A 15783-nucleotide genomic window follows, 5' to 3' on the forward strand; every position below is an offset into this window, starting at 1 on the left:
AAAAAAGGATATTCAAAATATGAATATCCTTTTTTTAGATTTATTTCCCCCCACAAACACCTACTCATTCCTCCAAAAGGTGCACAATTTCGATTCTTTTATCAAAAAAATGTAAAGTAAGGGTCTTTGGTCATAAATCGTAAGTTTTGATTTCCTATCCCATTAATAATCATTAAATTTGTGGTACAAAAAAATAAAACGTAATCAATGCAATACGACGTAATTGTAATCGGAAGTGGTCCAGGCGGATATGTAGGAGCTATCCGTTGTGCCCAATTAGGATTAAAAACAGCTGTTATTGAAAAATATAGCACATTTGGTGGTACTTGTCTTAACGTTGGATGTATTCCTTCAAAAGCGCTTTTGGATTCTTCGGAGCATTACCACAATGCTGCGCACAATTTTGATGCATTCGGCATCAGCTTGAAAGACCTGAAAGTAGACATGGCAAAGATGATTGCTCGTAAAGACGATGTCATTGCCCAAAATACTGCCGGTATCACCTTCTTATTCAAAAAGAATAAAATTGACAGTTTTCAAGGTGTGGGTTCATTTGTGGACAAAAACACCATCAAAATAACGAAAGCAGATGGCTCTACAGAGCAGATCACGGCTAAGAATGTCATTATTGCAACGGGATCGAAACCTACTGCATTGCCTTTCTTACCTGTTGATAAAAAAAGAATCATTACCTCTACCGAAGCACTTAACCTAAAAGAGATACCAAAACACCTTATCGTCATTGGTGGTGGTGTTATCGGTTTGGAATTAGGCTCAGTTTACGCGCGCTTGGGTTCAAAAGTTTCTGTTGTGGAATTTGCAAAATCGATCATCGGTACAATGGATGGTGGCTTAGGAAAAGAACTACAACGTGTTTTGAAAAAATCATTGGGCATGGAGTTCTATTTAGGTCATAAAGTAACTGGAGCTTCTGCGAAAGGTAAAGTTGTAAAAGTAACTGCAGAAGATCCAAAAGGACAAGAAGTAACGCTAGAAGGTGATTATTGTATCGTAGCCGTTGGTCGTACCGCTTATTCTGAAGGTTTAGGATTAGAAAATATCGGCATTACGGTCGAAGAAAGAGGCAAGAAAATCCCCGTTAATGCACATTTGGAAACGGCTGTACAAGGTGTATTTGCCATTGGCGATGTGATCACTGGAGCAATGTTGGCACACAAAGCGGAAGACGAAGGTGTATATGTTGCAGAATATATCGCAGGTCAAAAACCACATATTGATTATAATTTGATCCCAGGTGTTGTGTATACTTGGCCTGAAGTTGCTTCTGTTGGCAAGACGGAAGAACAACTTAAAGAGGCTGGTGTAAAATACAAAGCTGGATCATTCTCTTTCAAAGCTTCTGGTCGTGCAAAAGCATCGGGTGACACCGACGGTTTTGTAAAAGTACTGGCTGACGCCACAACTGATGAAGTATTGGGTGTACATATGATCGGTCCGCGTGCAGCAGATATGATCGGTGAGGCAACCGTAGCTATGGAATACCGTGCATCTGCAGAAGATATCGCACGTATTTGCCATGCACACCCAACCTATACGGAAGCAATCAAAGAGGCGGCGCTAGCAGCGACAGCAAATAGAGCAATACACGCTTAGGCGATAAATATCGAATACATGAGGGGAAAAGGAAACTTTTCCCCTTTGTCTTAACTACCTAAACACAATGAATTTTTACACAAGAAAGTGGGTCAAACCCGAAGACCTAAATCCCAATGGAACATTATTTGGTGGAACATTATTACGATGGATTGATGAAGAGGCAGTCATCTATGCTATCGTTCAATTGGGAAATCCAAAGGTGGTTACGAAATTTATTTCAGAAATAAACTTCGTAAGCTCAGCCAAACAAGGTGACATTCTCGAATTGGGTATTGAAGCGATTAACTTTGGAACGACATCGCTAACGATGCGCTGCGAGGTCCGCAATAAAATATCTAGAAAAACAATTCTATCAATCGATAAATTGGTCTTTGTAAACCTGGATGAAGAAGGTAATCCTGCTCCCCACGGAAGGGATAGCATTACCTATGCGTATATGGGTATTGAGAAGACAGGTAGAGAGGATTAAACATCTCTCTCCTGTTCTTATTAATTGATATCTCCCGCAAAGGAGATGGACACACGTATTCGTCCATTGAATACAAGCGATTCCTCTGATCTATTCGCAATCCAATTCCTTCTCTTACCTCTTCCTGACCCTTTATAAAAATCATGCATTTGAATTTTTATACAAACACTATGACTTCTGTCTTTTTCCTTCGATTTCTTTTTTAAGGTCCAATTCCACCCAAAAGCCAAAAATAGGGATCAAAGATGCCAAGAAATATTTTACCGCCTTTAATATAGGCCACTTGTATTCTACTGTTGACATAATCAGCATAACCACAAAAATAACAACAAAGAAGCCATGAATGGAACCGGCTATTTTGACAGCTTCGGGGATTCCCGCAAAATACTTCAAAGGCATAGCAATAAAAAACAAGCAAATGGTGGAGATTGCTTCCCACAGGGCGATCTGTCTGAATATTCTTAACATAATGATAAACTGTGTATTGTGAACTTCAAAAATAAGACTCTAGAAACGCTTTATTCATTATTTTTCTCCCTTTGACCAGGATGTGACATTAACCCAAGAGCAAGGTCAGTGTTTTATCAGAAACCGCCAATTTTACAATAAATAGTTCAGATTCATCAGAAAAAATGCGTACTTTTGAATGAATATATGCTTCGTATATTTTGGTATTTGAAGCTATAACACTCAACTACAGAATATTTATTTATATGAATTACGACATCATTGTAATCGGTAGTGGTCCAGGCGGGTATGTTGCTGCCATTAGAGCCGCTCAGTTAGGGTTCAAAACAGCGATTATTGAACGCGAATCATTAGGCGGAATCTGTCTAAACTGGGGCTGTATCCCTACAAAAGCATTATTGAAAAGTGCTCAGGTATTTGAATATTTAAACCATGCCGCTGATTACGGCATCAATGTTCAAGGTGGTGAGGCCGATTTTGACGCTATTGTCAAAAGAAGTCGCGGGGTTGCTGAAGGAATGAGTAAAGGTATTCAGTTCTTGATGAAAAAGAATAAAATCGATGTTATCAATGGAACTGCAAAAATTAAAAAAGGTGGTAAAATCGATGTGAAAGGAGCAGACGGTTCTACGAAAGAATATTCGGCAAAACATACCATCCTAGCGACGGGTGCACGTTCACGTGAATTGCCTAATTTACCGCAAGATGGTAAAAAAATCATCGGCTACCGTCAAGCAATGACACTTCCTAAACAACCAAAATCTTTAGTTGTTGTAGGTTCTGGTGCCATCGGTGTTGAATTCGCTTATTTCTACAACGCAATCGGAACAAAAGTAACGATCGTGGAATTTATGGATAGAATTGTTCCTGTTGAAGATGAAGAAATTTCAAAACAATTAGAGAAAAGTTTAAAGAAACAAGGTATTAACATCTTAACGAAATCTGAAGTTCAATCGGTTGACACAACAGCTGAGTTGAGTAAAGTTTCGATCAAAACAGAAAAAGGCATTGAAGTTATCGAAGCAGAGGTTGTATTATCTGCGGTTGGTATCGCTCCAAATATCGAAAATATCGGCTTGGAAGAGGTTGGTGTAAAAACCGATCGCGGCCGTGTTGTTGTGGATGATTTCTACAAAACTAACATCGAAGGTGTATATGCTATCGGTGACATCGTTAAAGGCCAAGCCTTGGCTCACGTTGCCTCAGCAGAAGGGATCACTTGTGTTGAAAAAATCAAAGGGCTACATGTTGAACCTATTGACTACAATAATATCCCAGGCTGTACCTATTGCTCCCCAGAAATTGCTTCTGTAGGCTATACCGAAAAAGCGGCAAAAGAAGCCGGCTATGAAATTAAAGTTGGTAAATTCCCATTCTCAGCTTCAGGAAAAGCTTCAGCTGCTGGTGCCAAAGATGGCTTTGTTAAAGTTATCTTTGACGCTAAATATGGTGAGTTTCTAGGCGCACACCTGATCGGAGCCAATGTGACCGAGATGATTGCAGAAGTTGTTGTTGCCCGTAAATTGGAAACAACGGGGCATGAAATGATTAAAACGATCCATCCTCACCCAACAATGAGTGAAGCAATTATGGAAGCTTGTGCTGATGCTTACGGTGAAGTTATTCACTTATAGTATTGAAACAATATAAAACTAAAAAGGGGAAAATCTAACGATTTTCCCCTTTTTAGTTTTATTATCGAATGAGCAACAGCGTTTACATAACCAATCTCGACTTAAAGACAATCTGTTGATCGACAATTTCGGTATTGTCAATGCGATCAAATAAAATTTCAGCCGCTTTACGTGCCTGCATTCCAGGGAATTGTTCAATGCGCCCCATTGGTGGATTTTCCATATATTGCCATAAAGGATAATTTGCATAGCTGATAAAGAAGATATCCTGGTTTAAGACAAGGCCTTTTTGTCTGGCTGCCTTCATCAAATCAAGTGTAACAAAGTCATTAAAAGATATAATGGCAGAAGGTCGCTCCGACATTGCGAATATATGATCCATGGCTTTCTCATTTCCCTCCGTACTTAAATCCGTTTCGATGATATTCTTTTCCAGGATGTCCATTCCATTCCTTTTCATAGCCGATAGATAAGCCACCTTTCTATCTTCACTTGCTGGTAATGTTTTCGGTCCATTCACAAGTGCAATCACTTTATGACCACGTGCGACGAAAGCATCCACAGCTTCATTCATACCCGTAGAAAGATCGCTTTGTACTTTATTGATATTTGGTAAACTTGGCACACAATCAAAGAAAACAATAGGGATACCGGACGCTTCCAATTTTTCAATAAACTCCAAATTGGTCGTTTTTTTACCTATAGACATCAAAATACCATCGACGCGATGGTTTTTAAATGTCTTTAAGATCTGTTCTTCACGATCAGGGTCATCCAATGATTGTCCCATCAGTACAGTATATCGATGCTCGGATGCGACATTTTCAATTTCACTGATAGCGAAAGAAAAAAATGGTTCAGACAAACTCGGTAAGATGACGGCAATCGTAAATGTTTTACGCTGCTTGAAGAATATCGCCGTTTGATTGGGTTCGTAATTCAATTCTTCGGCCATTTTTTTAACCCGCATTGTTGTTACCAATCCAATACTTGGATGATCATTCAATGCTCTAGAAACTGTCGAAGGACTGATTTTGAGCTTCTTGGCAATTTCTTTAATCGTGGCGGGCTTGTTCACTTTATTCATAAATCCAAGGGCTTTACATAAAAATAGGGCTTTTATATCCCTAATCATAATTTTTTCTCAACAATATTGACGATGACTTTAATGACAACTATTGTTGGTAGATTAAACAAAGATACTTACTGTAAGCTTAGTCTACAAATTGAATTGCGGTAGCTTCTACTGCAAACTCATCCGCAAGGAACTCCAAAGGTTCGATTCCCTTAAAAACGAGTTCATCCAAGAAGTAAATTTTTAACGCATTCCCATACTCGCCCCAGTCTACAAATTTCACTTTATTAAGTTGTTCTAGCGGATTTCCTTTCGTTAAGATACAAACCTGTTTATCCGCGGCTTTCAACTGCTTAAACAGCGTATTAATATGATCAAATAAATGTAAGCGTAGCGGCAAAATTGCATTCACATGGAGCCGCTCGAAGTTCTCTTTATACTTCGGATCAAACCCAAAAGCCTGCTGTGCATGTTCGAATAATAAATGTTCACCTTGATGTTCGAGGTGATTTTTCATAAATTGCACCAAATCAGCTTGGGCCGGAACAGTCTCTGTAAATTCTATAAAATTAGCAAAAAGATAATATACTTGAAGTAAGTAATCTTTTTTAGGAAAGATTACATCATCTAATTCAAAGACATAGACCTTTTTATCTTCTGGAAACATCATGATAAGTAAAAGCTTAAAATTAAGGGTTGTGTCGACATCGTTAAAACCTTAATAACACTGGCCACAACAATAAGATTCTATTTGGACACACAGATTAGCGCTAAGTCTTCGCCTGAATCCGAGGCGACAAACAATCCATCCAACGGTCTCTCAAATCTCGTCGAATCCAATAAATTCGTACCCTTTGAAAGGAGTCTATATGGCAAGTCAGCGGGTGGGTTTTCTAGAACGGGAATAGTTTCAAGCAGCTGTTTATCTGGGACAAGAACGGATATCTGATATTCCTCAAATAAAACTTTCGCAGTAGACAATGGTTCCAGCTCAAAACCACCCAAAGGCAACAGATAATCAACCTCTTGGTCTAAACTTAATTTGAGTATCTCATGAGCAAAAGTAGGAAGAAGACCTTTTGGAATTTTGGTGTATTTTCCGGATGCTAAAAGCAATTCGGGAATGTCTTCTGAACTGGCATATAATATTTCGAAATCAGCTCCAAGTCTTTTAGCGATACGCATCGCCAAAGGCCTGGTTCCGAAAGTTATGAGTATTTTCTTCATTAAAAATATAGTTATAGCCTAAATTATTTAAGGACAATTTGATATTTTAAGGTATTTTGGATCTGCTAAATGACTAGCCCGTCGCGCATATGGATTGTTCGGTCGGAAATTCGAGCGAGTTCCTCATTATGAGTAACGATAATAAATGTCTGTTGAAATTTATGCCTAAGATCAAAAAACAATTGATGTAAAGCTGCTGCATTCTCTGAATCAAGATTACCTGAGGGTTCATCTGCTAAAATAATGGAGGGATCATTGATTAAAGCACGCGCCACAGAAACGCGTTGCTGTTCGCCGCCGGACATTTCCGCAGGTTTGTGGTCAATTCGATGCGAAACGCCCAATAATTCAAGTAATTCCTTTGCTTTAGCCTCTGCCTCGGACCGCCCCTTTCCTTGAATAAAAGCCGGAATACATACATTTTCCAAGGCCGTAAATTCAGGCAATAGATGGTGAAATTGAAAAACAAAGCCTATATGCTCATTACGGAACGCACTCAGCTTTTTAGCATTCAATTTTTGAACATCAATTCCATTTATAGACACCGAGCCTTGATCAGGTTTATCCAAGGTGCCAATGATGTGCAATAGTGTACTTTTACCAGCTCCTGAAGCACCGACAATACTGACGATTTCCCCCTTTTCAACGGCGATATCAACACCTTTCAAAATAGGTAGTGATCCATAAGCTTTGTGAATTCCTTTGGCATGTAACATCATAGGGCAAAGATAAATAAATTTACGATACCACGAGTTTGAATAAATAAGCTGTTATTTCTCTATTCCGGCCATTTTATTTTGTCTAAATGTCAAAAAATAGATAAAAGAGCAATTTATCCCTTGTCTTATCCCCCAAAAAATTATATTTTTACGCCAAATATTTTTGCAAATGAACATTCACGAATATCAAGGAAAACAAATACTAAAGAGCTTTGGTGTGCGCGTACAGGAAGGTATCGTAGCAGATACTCCAGAGCAAGCTGTGGAAGCGGCTAAAAAAATGAAAGAAGACTACAATTCGGATTGGGTTGTTGTCAAAGCTCAAATTCACGCTGGTGGCCGTGGTAAAGGTGGTGGTGTCAAGTTAGCTAAGAACTTAGATGAAGTCAAACAAAGAGCAACTGACATCATTGGTATGCAATTAGTAACGCCTCAAACTGGACCTGAAGGTAAAAAAGTAAACAAAGTTTTGGTAGCCCAAGACGTTTACTATCCAGGCGAGAGCGAAACAAAAGAATTCTACATGTCTGTATTATTGGACCGTGCTAAGGGACGTAACATCGTTATGTACTCTACAGAAGGTGGTATGGACATCGAAGAAGTTGCAGAAAAAACACCGCACTTGATTTTCAAAGAAGAAATCGATCCAAAAGTAGGCTTACAAGGATTCCAAGCACGTAAAATTGCTTTCAATCTTGGTCTTTCTGGTGCAGCACACAAAGAAATGGTAAAATTTGTTGCCGCTCTTTACAAAGCATACGATTCTACAGACTCTTCCATGTTTGAGATCAATCCGGTATTGAAAACTTCAGACGACAAGATCTTAGCAGTTGATGCGAAAGTAAATCTTGATGAGAACGCATTGTACCGTCACCCAGATTACGCTGCTATGCGTGACGTAACTGAGGAAGATCCAACGGAAGTTGAAGCTGGTGAATCAAACCTAAACTACGTTAAATTAGATGGTAACGTAGGTTGTATGGTAAATGGTGCTGGTTTAGCAATGGCTACAATGGATATCATCAAATTAGCTGGTGGTGAGCCTGCAAATTTCTTGGACGTAGGTGGTACTGCAAATGCTGAGACGGTAAAAGCTGGTTTCAACATTATTTTAAAAGACCCTAACGTAAAAGCGATCTTAATTAATATCTTCGGTGGTATTGTTCGTTGTGACCGCGTTGCCCAAGGTGTAATTGACGCTTACAGCGAAATCGGTAACATTCCTGTTCCAATCATCGTTCGCCTTCAAGGTACGAATGCTGAAGAAGCGAAAAAATTAATTGATGAGTCCGGTTTACAAGTTTATTCTGCAATCTTATTGAAAGAAGCTGCCGAATTGGTAACGAAAGTATTGAAAGGTTAATTCCTTTAATCATCATAACGAAAACGCGGATTAATGATAGTCCGCGTTTTTTATTTTTACCTGCTGTTTCCGTTGGCCACAACAATAAAAAGGACGCCTCTTACCGATTCCTCATACGCCCTATCAAAGTGAGCTATGCGTCGTTTCCCCTGCTTTCCATTTTCACCCATCTTCATTTCAAAATATATTTTCCTTTTGCATATTAGTGAACCATCTTCAAGCGAATTAAATCAACATTTATAACCAATAAACCAACAGAATAGCTTATTTTTGTATTGCTTTTCTAACAAAGCATCTTTTACAAGTCAATCTCCAAAAATTAAGATGGAACACACAAGAATAAAGGAACTATTGAATGCCACAGAATTTGGCAAAGAGGTCGTTGTTAAAGGTTGGGTAAGAACTTTCCGTAACAATCAGTTTATAGCAATCAATGACGGTTCGTCAATCAATAATATTCAAGCAGTTGTCGATTTTGAAAATACACCTGAAGATATCTTAAAACGGATCACCACTGGAGCAGCAGTTCGCGTAAAAGGTCAATTGATAGAATCACTCGGTAAAGGGCAAAAAGTTGAGGTTAAAGCTACTGAAGTAAGTATTATTGGCGACTCTGACCCCGAAAAATATCCATTACAACCCAAAAAGCATAGCTTAGAATTTTTACGTGAAATTGCGCATTTACGTTTCCGTACTGGCACATTCAATGCGGTATTCAAAGTACGCAATGCATTGGCATTTGCGGTACACAAGTTTTTTCAGGAAAATGACTTTGTCTATATGCATACACCGATCATCACAGGTTCGGATGCGGAAGGCGCTGGAGAAATGTTTCAGGTTACAACCTTGGATTTAAACAACCCGCCACGCAAAGAAAATGGAGATATCGATTTCAAAGAAGACTTCTTTGGAAAATCGACGAACCTAACTGTATCGGGCCAATTGGAAGGGGAACTTGGCGCTATGGCCTTTGGAAACATCTATACGTTCGGCCCAACATTTAGAGCGGAAAACTCAAATACAACACGTCACTTAGCCGAATTTTGGATGATCGAACCAGAAATGGCTTTCTATGAATTGGAAGACAATATGGATCTGGCCGAAGCTTTGCTGAAATATGTCATCAAATACGCTTTGGAAACCTGTCCGGAAGAAATCGAGTTCCTAAAAAATCGTTTGCTGGAAGAAGAGAAATCTAAACCAGCTACAGAACGCTCAGAATTAAATCTTGTTGAGAAATTAAACTTCGTATTAACAAACGATTTTGAGCGCGTTACTTATACAGATGCTGTTGAAATATTAAAGCGTAGCAAACCAAACCAAAAGAAACAATTCAAATATTTAATTGATGATTGGGGAGCTGATTTACAATCGGAACACGAACGCTATTTGGTGGAAAAACACTTCAAGAAACCTGTCATCTTAACAGACTATCCACGCGAAATCAAGTCCTTCTATATGAAGCAAAATGAGCCAGATGCGCAAGGAAGAAACACCGTCCGTGCCATGGATATTCTTTTCCCAGGTATTGGTGAAATGGTCGGTGGTTCACAGCGTGAAGAAAATCTTGACCGTTTACTCGATCGCATGGCCGAAGTTGGTATTCCTGCAGAAGAAATGGAGTGGTTCTTGGATACACGACGCTTTGGTTCAGTACCACATTCAGGATTTGGTGTAGGTTTCGAACGCCTCGTTTTGTTCACAACGGGAATGACCAATATTCGCGACGTCATTCCATTCCCACGTACGCCGAAAAACGCAGAATTTTAATATAAAGAACAACAGCCAAAACAAAATATTTTGGCTGTTGTTCTTTTATATATAACGTATCTGAATGCAGATAATAACCATTGCCCTATTGACATCCTACAATAGGGCCTGAGATTAGACCTAATTCAGGTGCTTAACAAAAATAAAAATGCTCATTAAGATATATAACGATAACCCCAATCCCAGGGCAATAGAACAGGCGGTTGATATTCTTCGCCGTGGTGGTGTAATTATCTACCCTACCGATACCGTATACGGTATTGGCTGTGATATCACGCAACAAAAAGCCATAGAACGCGTATGTGAAATTAGGGGGCTAAAACCAGAAAAGGCGAACCTATCATTTATCTGCTATGATTTAACAGATATTTCGCAGTACACAAAATCCTTCGATACCTCCGTATTCCGTGTATTGAAAAAAGCATTGCCAGGACCTTTTACTTTTATTTTTAACGCAACAACTAAAGTCCCTAAGCTCCTAAGTTCCAAAAAGAAGACCGTGGGTATCCGTGTTCCAGACAATAATATTGTTCGTGAAATTGTCAGACAATTAGGCAACCCTATTGTGACAGCCTCCATTCACGATGAAGATGAAATTATTGAATATTCTACTGATCCAGAATTAATTCACGAAAAATACGAAGATCTAGTTGATGCTGTTATAGATGGCGGTTATGGCGATAATGTCGCATCTACCGTGGTTGACCTTACAGAAGGAACTTTTGATGTTATTCGTGAAGGAAAAGGTGACTTGGAGCAATTCCTATAAAAACCAATTTTCTGGGAATTCCCCATATGAACTAAGTTTCTTAACTAAGTTTCAAAATCTCCTCCAACAACATTGTTGGTAATTTGTGCATAAACTACTCCCGTCAATATACTTATTAACAAAATAAGCTACTTATTAACACAGAAAATGTTAATAAGTAGCTTAATGGCCTATGCACATTAACATAAAATGTGTACAAGTAACCACTTATCAACATAGAATTGTTAATAACACAAAGTGTAAGGTTTCTAAAAAATGACAAAATGTGCAAAACCAAGGGGTTATACACACAAAAATGTGTATAAGTAAGCGGTTATCGACAAATTTGTTAAATAGCGTGTTTATAAAAATACTATACTAACAGATCCCTGTGGAAAGTTAAGAACTATATGCTATCCGTCTTTTTATCGCTATGTTGAAAAGGCCATATCTGCGCTTTGTTTCTATAAGTAGTTTTCCTAGAAAAGGAAAAAACAATCCAAAACAATTCACCTTGGACAAATCTAACCTATGCATTTCCGACCGGTTGCTTTTCAAACTGTTTGATAGTTGGGCTCCATACCTCTTCTGCTGTCGCGTCAATGAGAATACTCTTTTAATCCAATACGCTCGAAGTTTGAGAAAAGTTTTAAGGCACTAGCCCAGATGTAGGAAAAAAATCTTAAAAGAGTTGCTCTAACATGAAAGGAGGTTTTATAAAATCACAACTTCCTCAATAATGACGTGACCTACATATTCATTTACCCGCCCTAGGATTTGTCTGCGCATCAGCGCCAATTCATTCTTAATAACGGCAGACTCCACACGTACAAACAGTTTTTTATCGCGGACATAGAGCTGTTGGGTGCGATTAGCAATAGCTTTCCCGATCAACTGGGGCCACACCGATGCGATCGAGGTCTCATCAAATTTCCTTCGCAGTTTGTATGCCTCCAAAAGACGTTCAATCCCTTCCTTAATTGTCATATCGTCGCTTGAACGAATAAATTCCAGGCTCTTTTTAACTTGCTTCTTATACATTGACTTGTCCTCCTTCAATATCAAATATACGAACGGGACGGTTGATTTCATCAAAGATTCTTTGAATTCGTGTCGAATCCGTATCGGTCAGAAAAATTTGGCCAAAGTCATCTTCCGAAACCATCTGCATCAATTTATGTGTTCGGCGATCGTCAAGCTTATCAAAGATATCATCCAAAAGAAGTAAAGGTTTAAACCCCTTTTTCTGCTGCAAATAAGAATACTGTGCAAGTTTTAGCGCAATTAGAAAAGATTTTTGCTGGCCCTGAGAACCAAACTTCTTTAAAGGCATTCCACCATGGATCGTAAAGATCAGATCATCCTTATGTATTCCCTGAGTCGTACGTTCCAGGATACGGTCACGTTCCAAATTCTTCTCCAAAATAGTAAGAAAAGACTCAGTCATTAAAGGGGACTCATAGTGTAATTGTACCGACTCTGCATCCTCGGTAAGGAACTGATAGTGTCGGTCAAACTCGGGCTGAAACTCTTCCATAAAAGACCTCCTTTTATGGAAAATAATATTTCCTACTTCTTCAAGTTGAAAATTGAGAATTTCGATTAGGCCAAGATCTAATACACTGGTTTGACGCGCTTGTTTAAGGAGGCTATTACGTTGAGCTAAAAACTTATTATAGATAATTAGGGTATCTAGATATTTATTGTCTGTTTGGGAAATCACGTTATCCACAAACTTTCTCCGCTCCTCACTCCCATCTGTTACAATGATACTATCATTTGGGGATATCATGACCAAAGGAAATAATCCGATATGATCAGCCAATCGGGGATAATCCTTCTTATTTTTTTTAAATTGTTTTTTCTGATTTTTTTTTAGGCTGCAAGAAATGAAATCACTAATTGATTCTTTATCAAATTCGCCCTGTACCATAAACCAGTCATTGCCTGATTTAATATGCTGCGAATCAATTGGATTAAAATAACTTTTGCAGAGTGATAAATAGTGAATTGCATCCAAAAGATTGGTTTTACCAACACCATTATTGCCTGTAAACGCATTTACCTCGGGAAGAAATTCCAAAGATGATTCCGAGTAATTCTTGAAATTTAGAACAGAAAGTTGCTTCAGCCACATAGCACAAAGATACGCTATTTGGATTGCTAAAAATTATTTTATTTCCTCAAAATCCACAAACTCACCAGCGGTTTCGGTCCCTTTGCGGTCAGGGCTTTCTTTCGGTGGAATATAATCGACATGTACCTTTCCTTCGGGCTGAGATTTTTTACTTTCCTGTTGTCCCTGACCATTAAATTCATAATAAAATGTACCGCCTGATCCTTGACTACCGTATGTTCCACCCTGCTGCTGCGCTTTTTTCATCAACTTCTCAGCCGCTTTACGCATTGCAAATGGTAAAAATAATCTAAATAAGAATCTTATTACAAAGTAAACAGCGAATGTAATAAGTATAAATTTTAAAAATGCCATAGTTAATTCGTTGCTATTTTCTCAAATTTAACCAATAACTCGATAAACTGTTGTCTTTAAAATGTCAGATAAGAATTTATTAACAAATTTTAAGACTTTCCTAATCGCCCTTTTGCTTCCATAATAATTCGGTAGAGCTCTTCCTGACGCTGTGTTCCCAACACATAGGTTAAACCATCTTTATCCGTTAAAAAAACAGCATTTTTACCACCAGCAAAGAATTTGATCTTTCCTTTTGTGTGCAGATTGTAAACTGGATTATTGAAAAAGAAGGTACTATAAGGCGCCTTTTCAATCTTAGTAATAGAGGCAAGATCAATTTTGACGACCCGGGTAGACCAAAGTCCACTGATGAGAACATGATCTTGAAATACTTCCGTACGAAATAATACCATATACATCATGACGATGGACGTGATGATAATGCCTACTCCTACAATAAAGAACAACTGACTGGATATCAGGTGATCCAAATTCAGATAAAATGCCGTAAAGCAAAAAAGCACGAGCACCAAACGCACGCTTATCCAAACCCGATCACGACCTAAATATTGATTTTCCGAATAGAGTACACCTTGTTTCATTTATTTAAGATTTAGCTATGCATGTGGAGCCTCGCACCATTGTTTTCTAATAGTTGAGCTCCTCAATAACTTCGTTTTTACTGCTATAGATTTTATCACCTCCAGGCCCCATCGTATGAACTATCAACCATATGGCATGCTTCTCTAAACAGAGACCCTTCGCGCTGATTAGCATCAGTCATTTTCCTGCTAATCAATTCCACAAACTAAAGTAAGGACTTTTTTTGTATTGGCGGTAATTTTATAACGATTGTCCATGCGATAATTGGCCACCCAAAGGATATCTCCGTTTCCATTGACAAGGATCGGAATATTTTCCTTTTCGAATAAGCTGATCTTTTTATTGATAAAAAAATCACTGAGCTTCTTACGTCCTTCCATACCTAAAGGATAAAAGCAATCTCCAACTTTCCATGATCGGATCGTGAGTGGAAAAACCAATAAATCATAGTCCAACTTCGCGACATCACGCGATTTAACAATAGCTATATCCGTAGAAATATGGGCATGAAAACAGTATTGTTTCCACTCCACAGTCGACGTTTCGGAGGTGATTAAAGCTTCATCGGGAGATATAAATTCCTTTTCCCGAATAAAAAGTTCGTTTCTATCCAAAAGCATATGGTAACAATCGGATTGGAAAATTCGTCCCGATTCCCTCACCCATGCATATTGGAGATCACTTAGCACCGCCTTTGAAAAATTAAAAGCCGAAAACAACTCATAGAGCAAAGGTAAATTATCCATATAGGGTTCCAGATCTTCTTTCCGAACTCCCCAACCCTCGTCTATAGGGTAAAACAGTTTTTTCCGAATAGGCTCCACAAATTGTTGCAGCAGCTGGTAGGACTCTTTAAAATGATTGATATTCTGCTCGAAAACCGTTTCAAAATCTGGCTGAAGTTTTTTAAAATGTGGGATGATATCAATCCTAATCTTATTACGCGCATATTTTGTTGAAAAGTTGGATTGATCGTCTCGATAGGCAATCCCATACATCTTAACAAAATGTTCAATTTCGCTTGCCTTCAGAAAAAGTAGCGGCCGAATGATGCGTTCCCGGATAGGGAAAATACCCTGGAGACCTTGGAGACCAGTTCCACGTGAAAGGTTCAGGAGTACCGTTTCGATATGATCGTTCAGATGCTGAGCTACTGCAATTCGATCGAACTGCAGTTCATGGCGCAATTTCTCAAACCAAGCATAACGAAGTTCCCTGGCCGCCATCTGAATCGAAATCTGATGCTCCTTAGCGTAAGCTTTCGTATCAAAGTGTTTCACATATATTGGAACACTATTTTCCACTGCAAATTTCCGAACTAAAGCTTCATCCTCCTCAGATTCACTCCCTCTCAATTGAAAATTGCAATGTGCAATGGCCACAGTATACCCCGCTTTTGTAAATAAATGTGCCATTAACATTGAGTCCTTTCCCCCACTTACCGTAAGCAATATTTTATCATGAGGCATCAACAAATGCTCCTTTTCAATATAGCCCATTAGTCTTTCCAACACATTCATAGAACAAAGTTACGGTATATTTTGTCCGAATGATAAATTCAACTCTTAAAATTTGTGAAATCCAGTAAAGTAGCAATTAAAATCCATATTTTTGCCC

Annotated in this window: 16 protein-coding genes; 6 read left to right on the forward strand and 10 right to left on the reverse strand. The window is 38.6% G+C overall.

The annotated features are described in order from the left end of the window. Positions 1 to 207: 207 nt before the first annotated feature. Both lpdA (AAW12_RS13055) and AAW12_RS13060 read left to right on the forward strand, forming a co-directional pair. On the forward strand, positions 208 to 1614 hold the full coding sequence (gene lpdA / locus AAW12_RS13055) for a dihydrolipoyl dehydrogenase (protein ID WP_046674084.1): 1407 nt from the start codon (positions 208 to 210) through the stop codon (positions 1612 to 1614). 67 nt (positions 1615 to 1681) lie between these two features. After that, on the forward strand, positions 1682 to 2086 hold the full coding sequence (locus AAW12_RS13060) for an acyl-CoA thioesterase (protein WP_046674085.1): 405 nt from the start codon (positions 1682 to 1684) through the stop codon (positions 2084 to 2086). Between the two features lie 168 nt (positions 2087 to 2254). On the opposite strand, the gene AAW12_RS13065 is transcribed toward AAW12_RS13060, so the two are convergent. Continuing rightward, complete coding sequence (locus AAW12_RS13065) at positions 2255 to 2554, reverse strand: DUF3817 domain-containing protein (protein WP_046674086.1); 300 nt, start codon at positions 2552 to 2554, stop codon at positions 2255 to 2257. A 245-nt stretch (positions 2555 to 2799) separates the two neighbouring features. Between AAW12_RS13065 and lpdA (AAW12_RS13070) the strand changes: the two genes are divergently transcribed. Continuing rightward, on the forward strand, positions 2800 to 4188 hold the full coding sequence (gene lpdA, locus AAW12_RS13070) for a dihydrolipoyl dehydrogenase (RefSeq protein WP_046674087.1): 1389 nt from the start codon (positions 2800 to 2802) through the stop codon (positions 4186 to 4188). 82 nt (positions 4189 to 4270) lie between these two features. Here the strand turns inward: lpdA (AAW12_RS13070) and AAW12_RS13075 are convergent, their stop codons facing one another. From AAW12_RS13075 to AAW12_RS13090, 4 genes are all read right to left on the reverse strand, one after another. Beyond that, complete coding sequence (locus AAW12_RS13075) at positions 4271 to 5275, reverse strand: LacI family DNA-binding transcriptional regulator (protein ID WP_053003671.1); 1005 nt, start codon at positions 5273 to 5275, stop codon at positions 4271 to 4273. Positions 5276 to 5402: 127 nt separating this feature from the next. After that, positions 5403 to 5933 (reverse strand): HAD hydrolase-like protein, encoded by a 531-nt coding sequence (locus AAW12_RS13080; protein ID WP_046674088.1) that lies wholly within the window; start codon positions 5931 to 5933, stop codon positions 5403 to 5405. A gap of 77 nt (positions 5934 to 6010) precedes the next feature. After that, entirely contained in the window at positions 6011 to 6490 is a 480-nt protein-coding gene (locus AAW12_RS13085) for a hypothetical protein (protein ID WP_046674089.1), read from the reverse strand. Between the two features lie 65 nt (positions 6491 to 6555). After that, positions 6556 to 7206, reverse strand: coding sequence for an ABC transporter ATP-binding protein (locus AAW12_RS13090; RefSeq protein ID WP_197084035.1), 651 nt, complete (start codon positions 7204 to 7206; stop codon positions 6556 to 6558). Positions 7207 to 7378: 172 nt separating this feature from the next. Between AAW12_RS13090 and sucC the strand changes: the two genes are divergently transcribed. The 3 genes from sucC (at position 7379) to AAW12_RS13105 (ending at position 11111) form a co-directional block, all read left to right on the forward strand. Further along, positions 7379 to 8572 carry an ADP-forming succinate--CoA ligase subunit beta gene (gene sucC / locus AAW12_RS13095; RefSeq protein WP_046674091.1) on the forward strand — a complete coding sequence of 398 codons (1194 nt, stop codon included), beginning with the start codon at positions 7379 to 7381 and terminating at the stop codon, positions 8570 to 8572. A gap of 324 nt (positions 8573 to 8896) precedes the next feature. Continuing rightward, positions 8897 to 10342, forward strand: coding sequence for an asparagine--tRNA ligase (gene asnS, locus AAW12_RS13100; protein ID WP_046674092.1), 1446 nt, complete (start codon positions 8897 to 8899; stop codon positions 10340 to 10342). 148 nt (positions 10343 to 10490) lie between these two features. Beyond that, positions 10491 to 11111, forward strand: coding sequence for an L-threonylcarbamoyladenylate synthase (locus AAW12_RS13105; RefSeq protein WP_046674093.1), 621 nt, complete (start codon positions 10491 to 10493; stop codon positions 11109 to 11111). 693 nt (positions 11112 to 11804) lie between these two features. Here AAW12_RS13105 and AAW12_RS13110 read toward each other — a convergent pair. From AAW12_RS13110 to tilS, 5 genes are all read right to left on the reverse strand, one after another. Continuing rightward, on the reverse strand, positions 11805 to 12131 hold the full coding sequence (locus AAW12_RS13110; RefSeq protein WP_046674094.1) for a DUF721 domain-containing protein: 327 nt from the start codon (positions 12129 to 12131) through the stop codon (positions 11805 to 11807). After that, positions 12124 to 13227, reverse strand: a complete 1104-nt coding sequence (gene recF, locus AAW12_RS13115; protein WP_046674095.1) for a DNA replication/repair protein RecF — start codon at positions 13225 to 13227, stop codon at positions 12124 to 12126. The genes AAW12_RS13110 and recF overlap by 8 nt, the downstream gene beginning before the upstream one ends. 33 nt (positions 13228 to 13260) lie before the next feature. Next, on the reverse strand, positions 13261 to 13581 hold the full coding sequence (locus AAW12_RS13120; protein ID WP_046674096.1) for a DUF4834 family protein: 321 nt from the start codon (positions 13579 to 13581) through the stop codon (positions 13261 to 13263). Positions 13582 to 13670: 89 nt separating this feature from the next. Further along, positions 13671 to 14165: a hypothetical protein gene (locus AAW12_RS13125; protein WP_046674097.1), complete on the reverse strand. Its 495-nt coding sequence runs from the start codon at positions 14163 to 14165 to the stop codon at positions 13671 to 13673. 189 nt (positions 14166 to 14354) lie between these two features. Next, positions 14355 to 15686: a tRNA lysidine(34) synthetase TilS gene (gene tilS / locus AAW12_RS13130; protein ID WP_046674098.1), complete on the reverse strand. Its 1332-nt coding sequence runs from the start codon at positions 15684 to 15686 to the stop codon at positions 14355 to 14357. Positions 15687 to 15783: the final 97 nt, after the last annotated feature.

Origin of the sequence: Sphingobacterium sp. Ag1 (assembly GCF_000988325.1) — a bacterium.
In the GTDB taxonomy this organism is placed as follows: domain Bacteria; phylum Bacteroidota; class Bacteroidia; order Sphingobacteriales; family Sphingobacteriaceae; genus Sphingobacterium.

What these genes read in the sequence shown, in the direction of transcription:
- AAW12_RS13105 (WP_046674093.1), top strand. Translation starts at nt 10,491, where the DNA reads ATGCTCATTAAGATATATAACGATAACCCCAATCCCAGGGCAATAGAA.
- AAW12_RS13075 (WP_053003671.1), bottom strand. Translation starts at nt 5,275, where the DNA reads ATGAATAAAGTGAACAAGCCCGCCACGATTAAAGAAATTGCCAAGAAG.
- AAW12_RS13120 (WP_046674096.1), bottom strand. Translation starts at nt 13,581, where the DNA reads ATGGCATTTTTAAAATTTATACTTATTACATTCGCTGTTTACTTTGTA.
- AAW12_RS13060 (WP_046674085.1), top strand. Translation starts at nt 1,682, where the DNA reads ATGAATTTTTACACAAGAAAGTGGGTCAAACCCGAAGACCTAAATCCC.
- AAW12_RS13085 (WP_046674089.1), bottom strand. Translation starts at nt 6,490, where the DNA reads ATGAAGAAAATACTCATAACTTTCGGAACCAGGCCTTTGGCGATGCGT.
- asnS (WP_046674092.1), top strand. Translation starts at nt 8,897, where the DNA reads ATGGAACACACAAGAATAAAGGAACTATTGAATGCCACAGAATTTGGC.
- AAW12_RS13065 (WP_046674086.1), bottom strand. Translation starts at nt 2,554, where the DNA reads ATGTTAAGAATATTCAGACAGATCGCCCTGTGGGAAGCAATCTCCACC.
- lpdA (WP_046674087.1), top strand. Translation starts at nt 2,800, where the DNA reads ATGAATTACGACATCATTGTAATCGGTAGTGGTCCAGGCGGGTATGTT.
- sucC (WP_046674091.1), top strand. Translation starts at nt 7,379, where the DNA reads ATGAACATTCACGAATATCAAGGAAAACAAATACTAAAGAGCTTTGGT.
- lpdA (WP_046674084.1), top strand. Translation starts at nt 208, where the DNA reads ATGCAATACGACGTAATTGTAATCGGAAGTGGTCCAGGCGGATATGTA.
- AAW12_RS13110 (WP_046674094.1), bottom strand. Translation starts at nt 12,131, where the DNA reads ATGTATAAGAAGCAAGTTAAAAAGAGCCTGGAATTTATTCGTTCAAGC.
- tilS (WP_046674098.1), bottom strand. Translation starts at nt 15,686, where the DNA reads ATGAATGTGTTGGAAAGACTAATGGGCTATATTGAAAAGGAGCATTTG.
- AAW12_RS13125 (WP_046674097.1), bottom strand. Translation starts at nt 14,165, where the DNA reads ATGAAACAAGGTGTACTCTATTCGGAAAATCAATATTTAGGTCGTGAT.
- AAW12_RS13080 (WP_046674088.1), bottom strand. Translation starts at nt 5,933, where the DNA reads ATGATGTTTCCAGAAGATAAAAAGGTCTATGTCTTTGAATTAGATGAT.
- AAW12_RS13090 (WP_197084035.1), bottom strand. Translation starts at nt 7,206, where the DNA reads ATGTTACATGCCAAAGGAATTCACAAAGCTTATGGATCACTACCTATT.
- recF (WP_046674095.1), bottom strand. Translation starts at nt 13,227, where the DNA reads ATGTGGCTGAAGCAACTTTCTGTTCTAAATTTCAAGAATTACTCGGAA.